At 49.2% G+C, this 17,691-nt stretch carries 14 protein-coding genes and 1 tRNA gene; 3 read left to right on the top strand and 12 right to left on the bottom strand.

Annotated features, from left to right (window positions below):
* Window positions 1-43: 43 nt before the first annotated feature.
* The 6 genes from D515_RS17265 to rlmE all read right to left on the bottom strand — a co-directional run bounded on the left by D515_RS17265 (window position 44) and on the right by rlmE (window position 5,585).
* A tRNA-Leu gene (locus tag D515_RS17265) sits at window positions 44-130 on the bottom strand.
* A gap of 8 nt (window positions 131-138) precedes the next feature.
* Window positions 139-471, bottom strand: coding sequence for a preprotein translocase subunit SecG (gene secG, locus D515_RS17270; protein ID WP_002540329.1), 333 nt, complete (start codon window positions 469-471; stop codon window positions 139-141).
* Window positions 472-682: 211 nt separating this feature from the next.
* Window positions 683-2,020 carry a phosphoglucosamine mutase gene (glmM, locus tag D515_RS17275; protein WP_002540330.1) on the bottom strand — a complete coding sequence of 446 codons (1,338 nt, stop codon included), beginning with the start codon at window positions 2,018-2,020 and terminating at the stop codon, window positions 683-685.
* Complete coding sequence (folP, locus tag D515_RS17280; RefSeq protein WP_002540332.1) at window positions 2,017-2,868, bottom strand: dihydropteroate synthase; 852 nt, start codon at window positions 2,866-2,868, stop codon at window positions 2,017-2,019. Before folP ends, glmM begins: the two co-directional genes overlap by 4 nt.
* 87 nt (window positions 2,869-2,955) lie before the next feature.
* The gene (gene ftsH / locus D515_RS17285) at window positions 2,956-4,905 is read right to left on the bottom strand and encodes an ATP-dependent zinc metalloprotease FtsH (protein ID WP_002540333.1); all 1,950 of its coding nucleotides are present in this window, start codon (window positions 4,903-4,905) and stop codon (window positions 2,956-2,958) included.
* 50 nt (window positions 4,906-4,955) lie between these two features.
* Window positions 4,956-5,585 carry a 23S rRNA (uridine(2552)-2'-O)-methyltransferase RlmE gene (rlmE, locus tag D515_RS17290; RefSeq protein ID WP_002540334.1) on the bottom strand — a complete coding sequence of 210 codons (630 nt, stop codon included), beginning with the start codon at window positions 5,583-5,585 and terminating at the stop codon, window positions 4,956-4,958.
* 131 nt (window positions 5,586-5,716) lie between these two features.
* On the opposite strand from rlmE, the gene yhbY reads away from it, so the two are divergent.
* Window positions 5,717-6,013: a ribosome assembly RNA-binding protein YhbY gene (gene yhbY / locus D515_RS17295; protein WP_002540335.1), complete on the top strand. Its 297-nt coding sequence runs from the start codon at window positions 5,717-5,719 to the stop codon at window positions 6,011-6,013.
* An 81-nt stretch (window positions 6,014-6,094) separates the two neighbouring features.
* Here the strand turns inward: yhbY and greA are convergent, their stop codons facing one another.
* Window positions 6,095-6,568: a transcription elongation factor GreA gene (gene greA, locus D515_RS17300; RefSeq protein ID WP_192815517.1), complete on the bottom strand. Its 474-nt coding sequence runs from the start codon at window positions 6,566-6,568 to the stop codon at window positions 6,095-6,097.
* A 476-nt stretch (window positions 6,569-7,044) separates the two neighbouring features.
* Here greA and D515_RS17305 point away from each other — a divergent pair, with 476 nt between their 5' ends.
* Window positions 7,045-8,019 carry a porin gene (locus D515_RS17305; protein ID WP_002540338.1) on the top strand — a complete coding sequence of 325 codons (975 nt, stop codon included), beginning with the start codon at window positions 7,045-7,047 and terminating at the stop codon, window positions 8,017-8,019.
* Window positions 8,020-8,121: 102 nt separating this feature from the next.
* On the top strand, window positions 8,122-9,537 hold the full coding sequence (gene dacB, locus D515_RS17310; RefSeq protein WP_002540339.1) for a serine-type D-Ala-D-Ala carboxypeptidase: 1,416 nt from the start codon (window positions 8,122-8,124) through the stop codon (window positions 9,535-9,537).
* Here the strand turns inward: dacB and D515_RS17315 are convergent.
* The 5 genes from D515_RS17315 to ispH all read right to left on the bottom strand — a co-directional run bounded on the left by D515_RS17315 (window position 9,512) and on the right by ispH (window position 17,681).
* The gene (locus D515_RS17315; RefSeq protein WP_002540340.1) at window positions 9,512-10,363 is read right to left on the bottom strand and encodes a magnesium transporter; all 852 of its coding nucleotides are present in this window, start codon (window positions 10,361-10,363) and stop codon (window positions 9,512-9,514) included. The two genes, dacB and D515_RS17315, sit on opposite strands and share 26 nt — an antisense overlap.
* Window positions 10,364-10,854: 491 nt before the next feature.
* Entirely contained in the window at window positions 10,855-14,088 is a 3,234-nt protein-coding gene (gene carB / locus D515_RS17320) for a carbamoyl-phosphate synthase large subunit (protein ID WP_002540342.1), read from the bottom strand.
* Between the two features lie 16 nt (window positions 14,089-14,104).
* A complete protein-coding gene (gene carA, locus D515_RS17325) occupies window positions 14,105-15,244 on the bottom strand; it encodes a glutamine-hydrolyzing carbamoyl-phosphate synthase small subunit (RefSeq protein WP_002540344.1) in 1,140 nt (379 codons plus the stop codon).
* 515 nt (window positions 15,245-15,759) lie between these two features.
* Window positions 15,760-16,566 (bottom strand): 4-hydroxy-tetrahydrodipicolinate reductase, encoded by an 807-nt coding sequence (dapB, locus tag D515_RS17330; protein ID WP_002540345.1) that lies wholly within the window; start codon window positions 16,564-16,566, stop codon window positions 15,760-15,762.
* Between the two features lie 170 nt (window positions 16,567-16,736).
* A complete protein-coding gene (ispH, locus tag D515_RS17335; protein WP_002540347.1) occupies window positions 16,737-17,681 on the bottom strand; it encodes a 4-hydroxy-3-methylbut-2-enyl diphosphate reductase in 945 nt (314 codons plus the stop codon).
* Window positions 17,682-17,691 lie beyond the last annotated feature (10 nt).

A 17,691-nucleotide genomic window follows, 5' to 3' on the forward strand; every position in this document is an offset into this window, starting at 1 on the left:
TGCACTAATTCAAGTGCGATGGCCTTATTCAGGACTTTTAAATTGGTGCTGAGAGCGGGACTTGAACCCGCACGCCTGTTAAGGCACTGCCCCCTCAAGACAGCGTGTCTACCAATTCCACCACCTCAGCGAAAGGTATTAGTTCGGGATGTCGCTGTTGTTACCAGCAGCTGGCACATCACCTGACTGGATCTGTTCCACTGGAACACTCAAGTCATCATATTCTCCGCCGGCGTTGGTCTGCTTTGCAGTCAGATTACCTAGCACTAGGCTGAGAATAAAAAATATCGTCGCGAAGATCGCGGTCATTCGGGTGAGGAAGTTTCCAGAGCCGCCAGAGCCAAACACAGTGTTTGATGCCCCAGCCCCAAATGAGGCTCCCATATCTGCGCCTTTACCTTGTTGAACCAGAACCAGGCCAATAACAGCAAGTGCGGCCAACAGATAAATCACAAGTAGAATTTCGTACATGGGTTCCACCTATGTTCCAAATTGTTGAGCCAGATGACCATTTCAAGTTCACCAGCGCAACTCCCATCATTGGGAGCGGGAGAATACTAACGAATGCCAGCAGGTGAAACAAGTGAAAAATGCAAAAAAACAGCACTTTTCATTTCGTTTGCACATCTTGTAACCAACCGGACACTCCCGCTCCATTACAATCCTTGTAAGGACTTTGAAATTAGCAGTTTGCTTTCACCGCATCTGCAATTTCCAATGCGTAAGATTTTACATCTTCCGCATTTTCGCCTTCCACCATAACGCGGATTAGCGGTTCAGTGCCAGACTTACGCAACAACACGCGACCTGTCTCGCCAAGTTTGGCTTCTACAGACGCTTTCGCTGATAGGACGGCGTCGGACTCAAGCGGGTCACTGTCACCGCTGAAACGCACGTTTTCAAGCACCTGTGGGAACATACTCATACCATCGCAAAGCTCTTTTAGCGACATGCCGGTACCGACAATACTTGCCAGTACTTGCAACGCAGCCACAATGGCATCACCGGTCGTCACTTTATCCAGTAAAATGACATGACCTGAGTTTTCCGCACCGATCGTCCAGCCGTTTTCCAACAGCTTTTCCATCACATAGCGATCGCCCACTTTGGCTCGGGTAAATGGAATGCCAAGGTTTTTCAGCGCCACTTCCATGCCCATATTGGTCATCAATGTGCCCACTACCCCGCCTTTCAGTTCACCGCGGCGCAGTGACTCTCGGGCGATGATATAAGCGATCTGATCACCATCAACTTTGTTACCCTCATGGTCAACCATGATGACTCGGTCACCGTCACCATCGAAGGCGATCCCCAGCATAGCTTGCTCTTCTACTACACGAGCCTGAAGCGCACGCACATCAGTTGCACCTACTTCATCGTTGATATTGGTACCATTCGGCTCAACACCCATCGCGACAACATCAGCACCTAACTCTTTAAACACGGAGGGTGCAATGTGATAGGTCGCACCGTGGGCACAGTCAATAACTATCTTCATGCCCTTAAGGTTCATTTCAGAAGGGAAAGTGCCTTTACAGAATTCGATATAGCGCCCTGCTGCATCGACAATGCGTTTCGCCTTACCCAACTGCGCCGACTCGACACAGGTTAGTGGCTTTTCAAGTTCTGCTTCAATCGCATGCTCGATAGCATCGGGCAACTTAGTCCCTTCTGATGAAAAGAACTTGATGCCGTTATCATAGTAAGGGTTGTGTGAAGCTGAAATCACAATCCCCGCTTCAGCGCGGAACGTTTGCGTGAGGTAAGCGATAGCAGGGGTTGGCATTGGGCCAGTAAAAGCGGCCTGTAGACCTGCTGCTGAAAGACCAGCTTCAAGCGCCGATTCCAGCATGTAACCAGAAATACGGGTATCTTTGCCAATCAATACTTTCTTAGTGCCCTGCTGACTCAGTACGCGACCTGCCGCCCAACCAAGCTTCAGGATAAAGTCAGGCGTGATTGGGAATTGACCCACCTTACCGCGGACACCATCAGTGCCGAAGTACTTACGTTCTGTCATTGTGTATCTCCAAATAAACCAGCTGCTTCTCGCATTGTATTCACAACACGGACGACATCAGAGGTTTCAGCCACGTCATGAACGCGGATGATTTGAGCCCCTTTCATCGCAGCTATGGTGGCGCAAGCTAAGCTCCCCCCGAGAATCTCGGTCGGGGATTTTTCTAATAATTTAAAAATCATAGACTTTCGTGACATTCCCGCCAGAACTGGCAGGCCAAATTGATGAAAGTCTTCCAGCTTTGCTAGGAGCTGGTAGTTATGTGTCAGTGTTTTCCCGAAGCCAAATCCAGGGTCGAGAATAATTTTTTCCCGCTCGATCCCAACATGTTCACAGGCCGAAATACGATCTTCAAAGAAGGTAAAAATATCGCCCAGCAGATCATCATAGGTAGGGTTGGCTTGCATGGTGCGCGGTTGCCCCTGCATGTGCATCAAACAAACTGGCACGTTGGCTTTTGCAGCCTCTTCCAAAGCAAGCGGCTCTTGAAGTGCACGGACGTCGTTGATGATATCGGCACCAGACACTACGGCTTCACGCATGACGGCCGCTTTGCTGGTATCAATGGATATCCAGCAGTCAAAGCGAGAACGAATGGCTTCAATAGCAGGATTTACACGCTCCAACTCATCATCCAAGGAAACGTCTGCGGCACCAGGACGGGTCGATTCGCCGCCGATATCGAGTATGGTTGCACCCGCTTTCAACATGGCTTCTGCATGCTTTAGCGCTGTATCCAGCCGATTGAATTTTCCACCGTCAGAAAACGAATCCGGTGTCACATTGAGGATCCCCATTACCTGCGGTGTAGACAGATCGAGAGTTTTGTTTTTGCTGACGAGTTTCATATGAAGGCTTTGTTCGGGAAGATAATTTTCTACGGATAAAAGAAAAACCCCGAGTTATCCCGGGGTTTTGTCGGTATGAATCACCAATTACGCTTCCGACTTGCCGTCTGGGTCGACTGACTTATTGCCAGACTCGACATCATCAGAGGAAGGAGGAACGTCAGATGCTTTCGCTTCAGCACTTGGCTTGGTCGGTGTATTGTCTGAACTGTCGTCAGCTGACCAGCCCGCTGGCTCTCGCACTGGGCGACGCGCCATCAGGTCATCAATTTGCGCCGCATCAATAGTTTCGTACTTCATCAGCGCATCTTTCATGGCATGCATGATGTCCATGTTTTCTTCGATGATCTTACGCGCACGCAAGTAGTTGCGGTCAATCAGTTCACGAATTTCACCATCGATAAGACGAGCTGTCTCATCAGACATATGCTTGCTCTGTGTCACTGAGCGACCCAGGAACACTTCACCTTCGTCTTCTGCGTACAGCAGTGGACCTAATTTCTCAGAGAAGCCCCATTGAGTCACCATCTTACGGGCGATATCTGTCGCTCGCTCGATGTCGTTAGATGCACCGGTAGACACTTTATCTACACCGTAAATGAGCTCTTCAGCCAGTCGGCCACCGTACAGGCTTGAAATCATCGACTCCAAGTGTTGACGGGACATACTGACACGGTCTTGCTCAGGCAGGTACATGGTTACACCCAGCGCACGTCCACGTGGGATGATAGAGACCTTGTACACAGGATCATGCTCAGGCACCAGACGGCCAACAACAGCGTGACCAGCTTCGTGGTATGCCGTTGATTCTTTTATCTCTTCAGACATCACCATAGACTTGCGCTCTGCGCCCATCATGATTTTGTCTTTCGCCAGTTCAAACTCAACCATTGAAACAACGCGCTTATTACCACGCGCAGCAAACAGTGCAGCTTCGTTGACAAGGTTAGCCAGATCTGCACCCGAGAAGCCTGGGGTACCACGAGCAATCAGTGATGCTTCAACATCACTGCCTAATGGCACTTTACGCATGTGAACTTTCAGGATCTGCTCACGACCACGAACATCTGGCAGGCCAACAACAACTTGGCGGTCGAAACGGCCAGGACGCAACAGTGCTGGGTCAAGAACGTCTGGACGGTTAGTTGCTGCAATAACGATGATGCCTTCATTACCTTCAAAGCCATCCATTTCAACCAGCATTTGGTTCAGAGTCTGCTCACGCTCATCGTGACCACCGCCCAAACCAGCACCACGCTGACGGCCAACTGCGTCAATCTCATCAATGAAGATGATACATGGTGATGCCTTCTTCGCTTGTTCGAACATGTCACGTACACGCGATGCACCCACACCCACGAACATTTCAACGAAGTCAGAACCAGAAATGGTGAAGAAAGGTACTTTCGCCTCACCAGCAATAGCTTTTGCCAGCAAAGTTTTACCGGTACCTGGAGGACCAACCATCAGGACGCCGGTCGGAATCTTACCGCCCAGCTTCTGGAAACGGCTTGGGTCGCGCAGGTAATCAACCAGCTCTTTAACGTCTTCTTTTGCTTCGTCACAACCAGCAACGTCTGCGAAAGTCGTTTTGATTTGCTCTTCGCTCATCATGCGCGCTTTTGACTTACCAAAAGACATCGCACCTTTGCCACCGCCGCCTTGCATCTGGCGCATGAAGAAAATCCACACACCGATAAGTAGCAGCATTGGGAACCAAGAGATGAAGATAGACGCAAGAATGCTTGGTTCTTCAGGCGGTGTACCACGCACCTGAACTTTCGCGTTGATCAGATCGTCAAGCAGCTTAGGATCTTGAAGTACAGGCATATACGTGACATAGCCAGTGCCATCACGACGTGTCACTTTCAGTTCGCGGTTATCGAACTGTACATCCTGTATTTTATCCTGTCCTATCTCTTGGACGAACGTTGTGTAGTCGACTTGACGGCCAGCACTGTCGCCTGGTCCAAAACTTTGGAACACAGACATCAATACAACAGCGATAACCAGCCATAAAATCAAGTTTTTTGCCATGTCACTCAAGGTGTTAGCCCCGCAAAAACTATATTAATAATGGTAGAGTACTACAGTTTATACCCTGTAGCCACAATGTAGACCTCACGCGAGCGCGCACGGGAGGAATCAGGTTTGCGGATTTTCACCGCTTTAAACATCTTACGCACTTCGGCCAAGTACTGATCAAAGCCTTCACCTTGGAAAACCTTAACAATAAATGAACCATTCGGTGCCAAGACTTCACGACACATATCCAATGCAAGCTCAACAAGATACATGGCTCGTGGTTGGTCTGACGCCAAATTACCGCTCATGTTAGGTGCCATGTCAGACATCACCACATCCACCATGTCCGGTTGGATACGGTCAAGTAACGCATTCAGCACCGCTTCTTCACGGAAATCGCCTTGCAAGAAGGCCACGCCTGGAAGCGAGTCCATAGGCAGAATATCACAGGCAATCACCTGTCCACTATCACCGACTTGCTCGACTGCGTATTGAGACCAACCGCCAGGAGCAGCACCCAAATCCACAATCGTCATACCCGGTTTTAGCAGTTTATCCTTACCTTGGATTTCATCGAGCTTAAAAATGGCTCGGGAACGAAAGCCTTTTTTCTGGGCCTCTTGAACATATTTATCATCAAAATGTTCTTTCAACCAGCGACCGGAGCTCGCTGAGTGTTTCTTTTTGCTCATGTTTTACCTAGCCCACAATACTGCCACAAATTTCTTGCGGTCGATTCAGGGGGATATTTGTTCAGTTTGGATAGAGATGGCGGTAGAATGTCACGTTTTCAACCCCGATAAAACAATAAATCGAGTCATCAATGAATCTAAGCACAAAACAAAAACAGTATCTGAAAGGTCTTGCACACAACCTGAAGCCGGTTGTACTCATGGGTGCGAATGGCCTGACAGAAGCCGTGCTTGCTGAGATTGAAATCGCTCTCGATCATCACGAATTGATCAAGGTGAAAGTGGCATCAGAAGATCGCGACACTAAGAACCTGATTGTAGACGCAATCGTTCGTGAAACTAAAGCAGAGAAAGTACAGGTTATCGGTAAAGTTCTGGTTCTGTACCGTCAAAGCGAAGAGCGCAAGATCGAATTGCCACGCAAATAAAAAAGGCCGCTTAGCGGCCTTTTTTGCATCTGGTGCTTGTAACAATCACTAACATTTTTATTGTTCGCAAGCACCCTGTTATCAAACGTATTGGACGCTGTCGATCTCAAACTCTTTCACGCCGCCAGGCACAGTGATAGACACTTCGTCGCCTTCTTCTTTTCCGATAAGACCACGTGCGATTGGCGAGTTAATGGAAATCAGGTTCTGTTTGATGTCCGCCTCGTCATCACCCACGATTTGGTAAGTCACCTCGTCGTCAGTGTTGCAGTCAATCAGCGTGACGGTTGAACCGAAGATGACTTTGCCGTTATTTGGCATTTTCGCAATGTCGATCACCTGAGCGACAGAAAGCTTGTACTCAATATCACGGATTTGTGCTTCACAAATGCCTTGCTCTTCGCGAGCAGCGTGGTACTCCGCATTCTCTTTCAGGTCACCAAGTTCGCGAGCTTCTGCTATCGCTTGAGTAATAAGCGGACGGCGTTTCAACAGGCGATCCAGCTCTTCTCTCAATTGCTGTTCGCCACGCACAGTCATTGGTACTTTATCCATAAATGACATTACCTCTGTGACCAAAACCATATGTTTTGGCAAAAACAAAGCCACGCCCAGACAGAGTTTGAGCGCAGCCAACGAATTACTTTCATCTCAGTGTAAACAAGTTATCTGTTCAGGTCACCAAGGATTTGAAAGCCTAGCTTCCCAAAATCGTGAGCGGAAAAGCCAAGACATACTTTAGAGTGCAATTCTCAAATGTATGTCACATATCAAACCAACAGCTTGGAGATTTAGCTCGTAATTAAACATAAAAAAATCTAAATCACCCCACATTCAATGAACTTTACAAAGAAGCCATAACCACCTGTTATTAAAGCCATTAGCAGTGCTCCTCAATATAAAAAACAGTGTTTTCTATTTGTTTTTTGATTGTTTTACTAACAGTCCCAAATCGGGAGCGGTTACAAACAAGGCATCGTGACGTTTGGAGATAACGTCTCGAAAATCAAATTCATATAAAGGACAACGTAATGAACAAAAAGTTGATTGCTCTTGCTGTAGCTGCTGTAGCTTCTACCTCTGTTTCTGCTGCTGAAGTTTTTAACGATGGCACTTCTTCAATGGCTATCGGTGGCCGTATCGAAGCGCGCGCCCTGATGCAAGACGGCGACATGACAGACAAGAGTCGTGCTCGTATGAACATCCTGGGTCAAACTGAAATTGCTGAGAACGTCACTGGTTTTGGTTTCTTCGAGCACGAGTACACAACGACTACTGACGAAGTACGTTACGGCTTCGCGGGTATCGGTACCGAGTTCGGCAAAATCGCTTACGGTAAAACTGACGGCTCTCTGGGCATGATCACTGACTTTACCGATATCATGTCTTACCACGGTGCTGGCGCGAGCGGTAAAATCGCCGTTGCTGACCGTATTCAAAACAACCTGGCTTACATGGGTGAGTTTGGTGGCCTGACTGTTAAAGCAAACTACGTTGGCGAAACCACTGACCTGAACGGCAACTTGGTTGTTGACGGCGGCTACTCTCTGGGTGCGGTATACGCGATGGAGAACGGTCTGGCACTGGGTCTGGGTTACGCTGACCAAGGTAAAGATGTAGTCATTTCAAGTAAGCAGTACGCTGCAGAAAGCCAAATGCAAGCGGCTGCGTCTTACTCAATCAACAACATCTACGTTGCAGCGCTGTACAAAGACGGTGAAGTGAAAAAAGCTGGCACAACTACTGACCTGACCGGTTACGAGCTGGCAGCCGCTTACAAAATGGGTCAAACCAAGTTCACCACCACTTACAACAACGCAGAATCTAAAACTGGCTCTGACAAGTCAGACACTTACGATTCTATTGCAATCGATGCGACCCACTACTTCAACGACAACTTCCGCGCTTACACGTCGTACAACTTTAACCTGTTGGACAAAAATGACGTAGAAAACGCTAAAGACGCAGAAGACCAATTTGTTGTTGGCCTGCGTTACGACTTCTAATTCTCTGTTAAGTTAATTACTTAATATTGAATATCAAAACGCCTACCTACGTGTAGGCGTTTTTTGTACCATACTGGATCTGCCTTCTTTGCCGGAGAATTCATGGTGCGCCTTCTTACTCTGCTATTTTTCATCTCGCTTTCTTTCTCAACTCACGCCGTTCCGCTCAATAAAATTCAAGCAATGCTCCCCGCAGGAAGCCAATTGGCACTCTCTGTCCATGATGCAAATTCTGGCTCTGAAATTGTGTCAGTTGGCGACGACATTCTTCTACCACCAGCCAGTACCCAGAAGGTGATCACTGCGCTTGCAGCTAGCCTCTATCTTCCTAAAGACTTTGCCTTTGAAACCAAAGTTGAACAGGCTGGCAATGACATCGTATTTACCTTTTCGGGTGACCCCACTTTAACGCGAAAAGACCTCCAGCTTATGGTGAGCGCCCTTAAAGCAAAAGGCGTAAAGCGAATCAGAGGCGATGTTTGGCTGGATGGGACTGTGTTTGCTGGCTACGAGCGAGCCGTAGGATGGCCGTGGGATATTCTGGGGGTTTGTTATAGCGCCCCTTCCAGCGCAGTGGCGCTGGAACGAAACTGTGTTCAAGGTTCGATATACAGTGAAAAAAATCAAAAAATTACCCGGGTCTTTGTCCCCGAACACCAGCCTGTACAAGTCGACACTGACGCGCTCGCCGTGACCAAAAGCGAGCAGGAAGCCAATCTATGTGATTTGGAACTTCATTACGACAATAACAACCAGTACTTGCTGAGTGGTTGTTTACAGCATCGGTCTAACCCACTCCCTCTCAAATTTGCAGTTCAGAATCCACAAAAATATGTCGAAGATGTATTGGCTTCAGAGCTGAAAAGCGTCGCTATCAAATTGGATGGAAAGATTCGATTGGGCGCAGTCAAGGGGAACCGCACTTTGCTAGCAAGACATAGGTCGGATTCGCGGGATGCTCTCCTAAAAGTCATGCTGAAGCGCTCTGATAACTTGTTGGCCGACAACCTTTTAAAAACCATGGGGCACCGTTATTACGGTCAACCTGGCACCTTTGCAAATGGTGCTGCAGCGGTGAAGGCCATTTTACAGGAAAAAGCAGGGCTGGATTTAACCCATGCGGTGATAGTTGATGGTTCAGGCCTGTCGCGTAACAACCGCATGACGGCTTCTCAATTGATGAACGTCATGCATTACGTTTATGAAAACCCGAGTCTCGGCGTGCTTTCCATGCTTCCAGTTTCAGGCGTCGATGGTACCCTGAAATACCGCTCCAGTGTGCGCCATGCACCTTTAAAACAAAGACTCGCTGCAAAAACGGGCTCGTTATATGGCAGTTATAACCTCGCTGGCGTACTGAGAAATCAGCAAGGTAAAGATATATTGGTCGTACAATTGGTGACGAACTACCACATCCCCGAATCAGATGATAGGCCAGCCAATGTCGCCAGCCCAATCACCCAATTCGAACGGGAGCTTTATCAGGCTTTACTTACGTCAAGCCTAACCACGCGTTAACCGTAACGAAATAGATTGCCATCCCACTGATATCGACCACAGAGGCTAGCACAGGGCTGACCAACACAGCAGGGTCAAGCTTGAGCTTTCTCGCCACCAAGGGTAATACACCACCAAGCGTGGTCGATACCGTGACTTGAATGGTTAGCGCAAGGCCAATGGCGGTAGCGATATCAATCAGTGCCATGCCAGCTGGCAACGCGCTGCTATCACTGAACAACATCACCCGTGCCATGATGACGACCGCCAGTGTAATAGCAATGATCGCCGCAATCCTCACTTCTTTCCACATCACGAGCAGCCATTGTCCCGGTCTGACTTCATTCATCGCCAGCGCCCTTACTACCAGTGTCGCTGCTTGAGAGCCTGCATTGCCGCCTGCAGCTGCAATGACAGGCATATAGATAGCCAGTAACACAAGCTGGCTCAAAGTATCTTCGTAATGCGAGATAATAAGTCCCGAAACGATACCAAGCAGTGCTAATCCGATAATCCAACCAATCCGTTGACGGACATGGCTCAATACCGAGTTAGTCAGATAATTGCCATCAGGCTCAACTTCGGAGCTGATAAGCCCAAGTCCAGTGGCAATTTGCCTGACACGCACTACCTCCCCAGTTTCAGCCAAGTCATCAAGCAGCCGTCGAACCAATGCCACTGGGCACTGATTTAATACTGCAATCGCCTCACTAACAGGCATCACAGAGAGTAAGCGAACACGCTCATTGTTTTCATGAAATAAAAATGCGCTTCTTGCTGCTTCAATTTCTCTCGCAGCAAAAGCAGTTGGCTGGTTTCCCAGCGAAGTAGCGTTCATTACCGCCATAGCGAACCTCCCGATTGGCTAGGTGTAACGACCATAGAAAAGCGACTGATTTCAGCCGAAAAAGTGCAGAAGCCTTTTAACGACATACGAATGCAGTCAGTTTTCTCACTCAGAATTTTCGGGAAGCACAGGGAATAAAAAGGAGCTTTAAAGCGGAGCATTCCAACCGGACGGTTGAAACGCGAAATGATCACGAATGTTACCGTCTGGTATTACAGGCTTCCCTTGCAACTCGGAGGCTGGTCGATAACGTTCATGGTTTTCTCCAATTCAGTCGCAGCATTGCGACCCGTAAATTCTATGTGGAACGCACGCGAACTCAACTAAAAACAAGGCAAAAAATATCAAGTGTGAAAAACTAAAAACATAAAAAAGCCCGCCATAGAGGCGGGCAAGGAGGTTATCGTAACGGTCGGCTTACTGCCGACTCATTAGTTCTCCCCTCACAACTTAAAGCGTCAGCTCAAAATCACTCGGGGCAGTTTTGTTAATTATTTACCGTACTTTTCTGCCACGCGTGCGTGCAGCTCTTGTACTGAGTTCACCTTCGACAGATCAGCGGCAGCGTGCGCCATACAGGTCGCAAACGCTGCGTTCAGCGTAGTGGTGTAGTTCACCTTCTCTGCCAGTGCGCCGCGACGCAGTACCTTCGAGTCTTCAATCGCTTGACGACCTTCGGTGGTATTGATGATGTAGCTGTACTCACCGTTCTTGATACGGTCAAGAATGTGAGGACGACCTTCGTGTACTTTGTTCACCAGGCGTGGGTTGATGCCCGCTTCGCCAAGAACAACCGCAGTACCGTGGGTCGCATCCAGCTCGAAGCCCAGCTTGATAAGCTTGGCTGCCAGGTCAACAACACGTTGTTTGTCGTTGTTACGAACAGACAGCAGTGCACGGCCTTGCTCAGTGTAGGTTTTGCCACAGCCAAGGTCTGCTTTCGCAAACGCCTCTGCAAACGTGTCGCCCACACCCATAACTTCACCGGTTGAGCGCATTTCAGGGCCAAGCAGTGGGTCAACGCCAGGGAATTTGTTGAATGGCAGAACCACTTCTTTCACTGAGTAGTAAGGAGGAATGATTTCCTGAGTGAAACCCTGTGATTCCAGAGATTGACCCGCCATCACACGAGCAGCAATCTTCGCCAGTGGTGCGCCGGTCGCTTTTGATACGAAAGGTACCGTTCGCGCTGCACGCGGGTTCACCTCAATCAGGTAAACTTCGCCGTCTTTTACAGCAAACTGAGTATTCATCAGGCCACGAACACCCAGCTCGAAGGCCAGTTTCTCAACTTGACGGCGCATCTCGTCCTGAATCTCTTGGCTCAGGGTGTAAGCAGGCAGTGAACATGCAGAGTCACCAGAGTGAACGCCCGCTTGTTCGATATGCTCCATGATGCCGCCGATAACCACTCGCTCGCCGTCGCAGATTGCATCGACGTCAACTTCTGTCGCGTCATCCAGGAAACGGTCCAGTAGTACAGGAGACTCGTTAGAAACGCTTACCGCTTCGTTGAAGTAACGGCGTAGGTCGCTCTCGTCGTAAACGATTTCCATCGCACGGCCGCCCAGTACATAAGAAGGACGAACCACCAGCGGATAACCGATTTCACGAGATTTCTCTACCGCTTGCTCCAGTGCTGTTACTGTCGCGTTTTCAGGCTGTTTAAGGCCAAGACGCTCAACCGCCGCTTGGAAACGCTCACGGTCTTCTGCGCGGTCAATCGCATCAGGGCTGGTACCAATGATTGGCACACCTGCTGCTTCCAGCGCACGAGCCAGTTTCAGCGGGGTTTGGCCACCGTACTGAACGATAACGCCTTTTGGCTTCTCAACACGCGCAATAGCCAGTACGTCTTCCAGTGTTACCGGTTCGAAGTACAGACGGTCTGAGGTGTCATAGTCAGTCGAAACCGTCTCAGGGTTACAGTTAACCATAATGGTTTCGTAGCCGTCTTCACGTAATGCCAGTGATGCGTGTACACAGCAGTAGTCGAATTCGATACCTTGACCGATACGGTTTGGACCGCCTCCCAGAACCATGATCTTGTCTTTATCTGAAGGGTTCGCTTCACACTCTTCATCGTAAGATGAGTACATGTACGCCGTGTCAGAAGAGAATTCTGCTGCACAGGTATCTACACGCTTGTAGACAGGGTGAATATCGTACTGGTCGCGCAGTTTGCGGATTTCGCTTTCGCTCACACCCAGCAGCTTGCTCAGGCGTGCATCGGAGAAACCTTTACGCTTCAGTTTGCGCAGTACTTTCGCATTCAGGCCAGCAAAGCCACCTTCTTTGATTTCCGCTTCCAGCTTCACAATCTCTTCGATTTGAACCAGGAACCAGCGATCGATATTGGTCAGTTTGAACACGCCGTCTACGGACATGCCCGCACGGAATGCATCTGCGATGTACCAAATACGTTCTGCGCCTGCATCTTTCAGCTCGTGACGGATTTTGGTCAGTGCATCTGGTTCATCTAGGTCAACCATCTCGTCGAAACCGGTCGCACCAACTTCCAGACCACGCAGCGCTTTGTGCAGTGATTCCTGTTGGTTACGGCCGATAGCCATGACTTCACCCACAGATTTCATCTGGGTAGTCAGGCGGTCATTTGCGCCCGCAAATTTTTCGAAGTTGAAGCGTGGGATCTTGGTAACCACATAGTCGATGGTCGGTTCAAAAGACGCTGGCGTTGCACCGCCAGTGATGTCGTTCATCAGCTCATCAAGGGTGAAACCAACAGCCAGTTTCGCTGCCACTTTTGCAATCGGGAAACCCGTTGCTTTCGATGCCAGTGCAGAAGAGCGTGATACACGTGGGTTCATTTCGATGATAACCATACGGCCATCTTTCGGGTTGATACCGAACTGAACGTTAGAACCACCCGTTTCAACGCCGATTTCACGCAGAACTGCCAGCGATGCATTACGCATCAGTTGGTATTCTTTGTCAGTCAAGGTCTGAGCAGGTGCAACCGTGATGGAGTCACCGGTGTGGATACCCATGGCATCGAAGTTCTCGATAGAACACACGATGATACAGTTGTCCGCTTTGTCGCGAACCACTTCCATTTCGTACTCTTTCCAACCAATCAGAGACTCGTCAATCAGCAACTCATTGGTTGGAGACAGATCCAGACCGCGGCGACAGATTTCGTCGAACTCTTCTTTGTTATACGCGATACCGCCACCGGTACCACCCATGGTGAAAGAAGGACGGATGATACATGGGAAGCCCACCATATCGAGGACTTTGTAAGCCTCTTCCATGGTCTTAGCCGTGTCAGCTCGTGGACATTCCAGACCGATAGACTTCATGGCTTTGTCGAAACGTGAACGGTCTTCTGCTTTATCAATCGCATCCGCCGTTGCACCAATCATCTCCACGCCGAACTCAGCCAGTACGCCGTGTTTTTCCAGATCCAGTGCACAGTTCAGAGCTGTCTGGCCACCCATGGTAGGCAGAACCGCATCTGGACGCTCTTTTTCGATAATGTTGCGTACCACTTCCCACTGGATTGGCTCGATGTAAGTCGCATCAGCCATCTCTGGGTCAGTCATGATGGTGGCAGGGTTAGAGTTCACCAGAATAACGCGGTAACCCTCTTCACGCAGCGCTTTACACGCCTGTGCACCTGAATAGTCGAACTCACACGCCTGACCGATAACAATCGGGCCTGCGCCAAGGATAAGAATACTTTGAATATCTGTACGTTTTGGCATTCTCTGCTACTCCGGATTACGCGCTGTGTTGCTTGATCAGTTCAATAAAGTGGTCGAAAAGCGGTGCCGCATCGTGCGGACCTGGGCTCGCTTCAGGGTGGCCCTGGAAGCTAAATGCCGGCTTATCCGTGCGGTGGATGCCTTGCAATGAGCCGTCGAACAGAGATTTGTGCGTCGCGCGCAGGTTAGCTGGCAGCGTTTCTTCGTCTGCTGCAAAGCCGTGGTTCTGGCTGGTGATCATCACGACATTGCGGTCCAAGTCTTTAACCGGGTGGTTCGCACCATGGTGACCAAACTTCATCTTCACGGTTTGAGCGCCTGATGCCAGTGCCAGAATTTGGTGACCTAGACAGATACCAAAGATTGGCAAGCCTTTGTCCAGGAAAACTTTAGTCGCTTCAATCGCGTACTCACATGGTGCCGGGTCGCCAGGGCCGTTTGACAAGAACACACCGTCTGGATTCATTGCCAGTACATCTTCTGCTGACGTTTGAGCAGGGACCACAGTCAAGCGACAGCCGCGGTCAACCAACATACGCAGAATGTTACGTTTCGCGCCGAAATCATAAGCCACTACGTGATAAGGGAGTTCGCTGTCATCTTTCGCTTCTGGTAGGCCGCCTTCCAACGTCCATGAGCCTTGTTTCCACTCGTACGCTTCAGCTGTCGTCACTTCTTTCGCCAGATCCATCCCTTTCAGGCCTGGGAACTCTTTGGCTTTTGCCAGTGCCAGCGCTTCATCGATGTTGTCGCCCGCAACGATGCAGCCATTCTGAGCGCCTTTTTCACGCAGCAAACGGGTCAGCTTACGGGTGTCGATGTCAGCGATGCCAACGATGTTTTGGGATTTCAGATAATCAGAAAGAGATTGCTGATTACGGAAGTTAGAAGCGATAAGGGGGAGGTCGCGGATTACCAGGCCTTGAGCATGGATTTTTGAGGATTCTTCGTCTTCGGTATTAGTACCGGTATTGCCAATGTGGGGATAAGTGAGAGTAACGATTTGCTGGGAATAGGAAGGGTCGGTGAGAATTTCTTGGTACCCCGTCATCGAGGTATTGAAAACAACTTCACCAACAGCGGTTCCATCAGCACCAATGGATTCACCGTGGAATACAGTCCCGTCTTCCAGGACTAAGAGCGCAGACTTGCTCAAGACAACCTCCAAATCAATAAAGATGCAGAAAAACTATATAATCTTGCATCAAAGCATTCCATACAAGTGTCAAAAATCACTAAAGCTGAATTTTGACAAATTGCGCGCATTCTAGAGATCGATTCACAAGCTGTCAATAAGTGGCAAAAAAAAGAATATTACTTATAGCCTGCAGCTGAGATTTTGCCTCTCAAACGGGCAAAAGTGAGTATTATCTGAGGATTCTATACGAAATTTCATCGTACAGGTTAACACTTTAAGGAAGGAAGGATGAGACGGGAAAGAAATACAGTCAGGTCATCACGCAACCGTTTTTATCATCAGAGTTTAGTTTGGTTTTTGATGGCTTAACCATAAATCCCAAACCGACGACACTTAAAATACAGTTAAGTTGGAGGATTTTTGCAAATTGTGACTATTTAAATAAAATCGCCATTTATTGAGAAAAACTATGCAGCATACAGAAAGACACTGCATAGTTATATGAATGCGTATTAACTGGAAAAACGAGCGACTTACAGGGTATCCAGTTCAAGCACGTCTTGCATGGTATAGAAGCCTGCTTCTTTTGCTGCCAACCATACCGCGGCGCGAACCGCGCCATTTGCAAAGGTCATACGGTTAGACGCTTTGTGGGTAATTTCCACGCGTTCACCAATGTCTGCAAACATAGCAGTATGCTCGCCGACGATATCGCCCGCTCGGATGGTCGCAAAACCAATCTCATCTCGGGTACGCTCACCAGTGATACCTTCACGAGCATATACAGCAACATCACTCAACTTGTTACCCATAGCACCGGCAATTGCCTCACCCATGCCAATTGCTGTGCCTGATGGTGCATCCACTTTATGTCTGTGGTGCGCTTCAACGATTTCAATGTCACAGTAGCCGCCCATCACCTTGGCAGCTTTTTCGAGCAGTTTGAAAACGAGGTTCACACCGACGCTGTAGTTTGGCGCCATGACGATACCAACATCGGTCGCCGCATCAATCTGTGCGCGCTGCTCTTCGCTAAAGCCAGTCGTACCGATCACCAGTCGCTTACCATGAGCACGGCAAAGCTCAATGTTTGCCAGTGTCGCTACTGGTGCAGTGAAATCGATGATGACATCAAATTGATCGGCCACTTTCGCCAAATCATCAACGATTGCTACATCGCGCTTACCAATACCTGCCAGTTCACCTGCGTCGGTACCAATCAAGCTCGACTCAGGACGCTCACTTGCTGCAGCCAGAACCGCGCCTTCCATCGCGTCAGTCGCCTGAATAAGCTGTCGGCCCATGCGTCCGGCAGCGCCCGCAATTGCAATGCGAACCATCTATTTCCCCTTTTAACTTCCTGTCATCACGCCACTTTGTGCGCGTTATATTCGTAACTGGATAACCACTCTACCCTTTTCGCCGCGTGATGTGAATCAACCTCTGCGCGTTCAATCGCGGGAATGGCGGCGTAAAAAAGGGAGCCTTCGCTCCCTTTCGGTTTTATCGATCAATGCACTTCTTTTACTTGAAGCTCTCGTGGCACTTCAAAGAACATGTTCTCTTCACGACCTTTCAGCTCTTCCACCGCAGTACCGCCCAACTCTTCAATACGGGCGATAATGAGGTTCACCAACTCTTCCGGCGCAGAAGCACCAGCCGTAATTCCGACTTTGGATTTGCCGTCAAACCATTCAGCTTTCACGTCTTCAGCGCAATCGGTCAGATAACCGGGAGTCCCCAGTTTCTCACTCAGTTCACGCAGACGGTTTGAGTTCGAGCTGTTCTTCGAGCCCACAACTACCAAAACGTCACATTGGGTCGCGAGATCGCGAACGGCATCCTGGCGGTTTTGGGTCGCATAGCAAATGTCGTCTTTGCGTGGGCCCTGAATGTCCGGGAAGACTTTGCGCAGCGTCTCAATCACTTCTGCCGTCTCATCCACAGACAAGGTCGTTTGGCTGACGAAATGAAGGTTTGAAGGATCTTTCACGTCCAGCTTGTAGACATCTTCCGGTTTCTCTACCAGATACATGCCACCGGTTTCGCTGGCATATTGCCCCATGGTGCCTTCCACCTCTGGATGACCGGCATGGCCAATCAACACTACTTCCATATTACGACGGCTAGCACGTGCCACTTCCATATGAACTTTGGTCACCAATGGGCAAGTAGCATCAAACACGGTCAACGCACGGGCTTTCGCTTCATTGCGTACTGCTTGAGAAACACCGTGCGCAGAGAAAATCACAATGCTGTCGTCTGGCACTTCACTGAGTTCTTCAACAAATACCGCGCCGCGTGCTTTCAAGCCTTCCACGACAAAGCGGTTATGTACCACTTCGTGACGCACATAAATCGGTGGCTGGTAGAGTTCCAGAGCACGTTCAACGATGCTGATCGCTCGATCAACACCGGCACAAAAACCACGAGGGTTAGCTAGCATGACTTTCATGGAATAGCCT

Origin of the sequence: Grimontia indica (assembly GCF_000333895.2) — a bacterium.
GTDB lineage: Bacteria > Pseudomonadota > Gammaproteobacteria > Enterobacterales > Vibrionaceae > Enterovibrio > Enterovibrio indicus.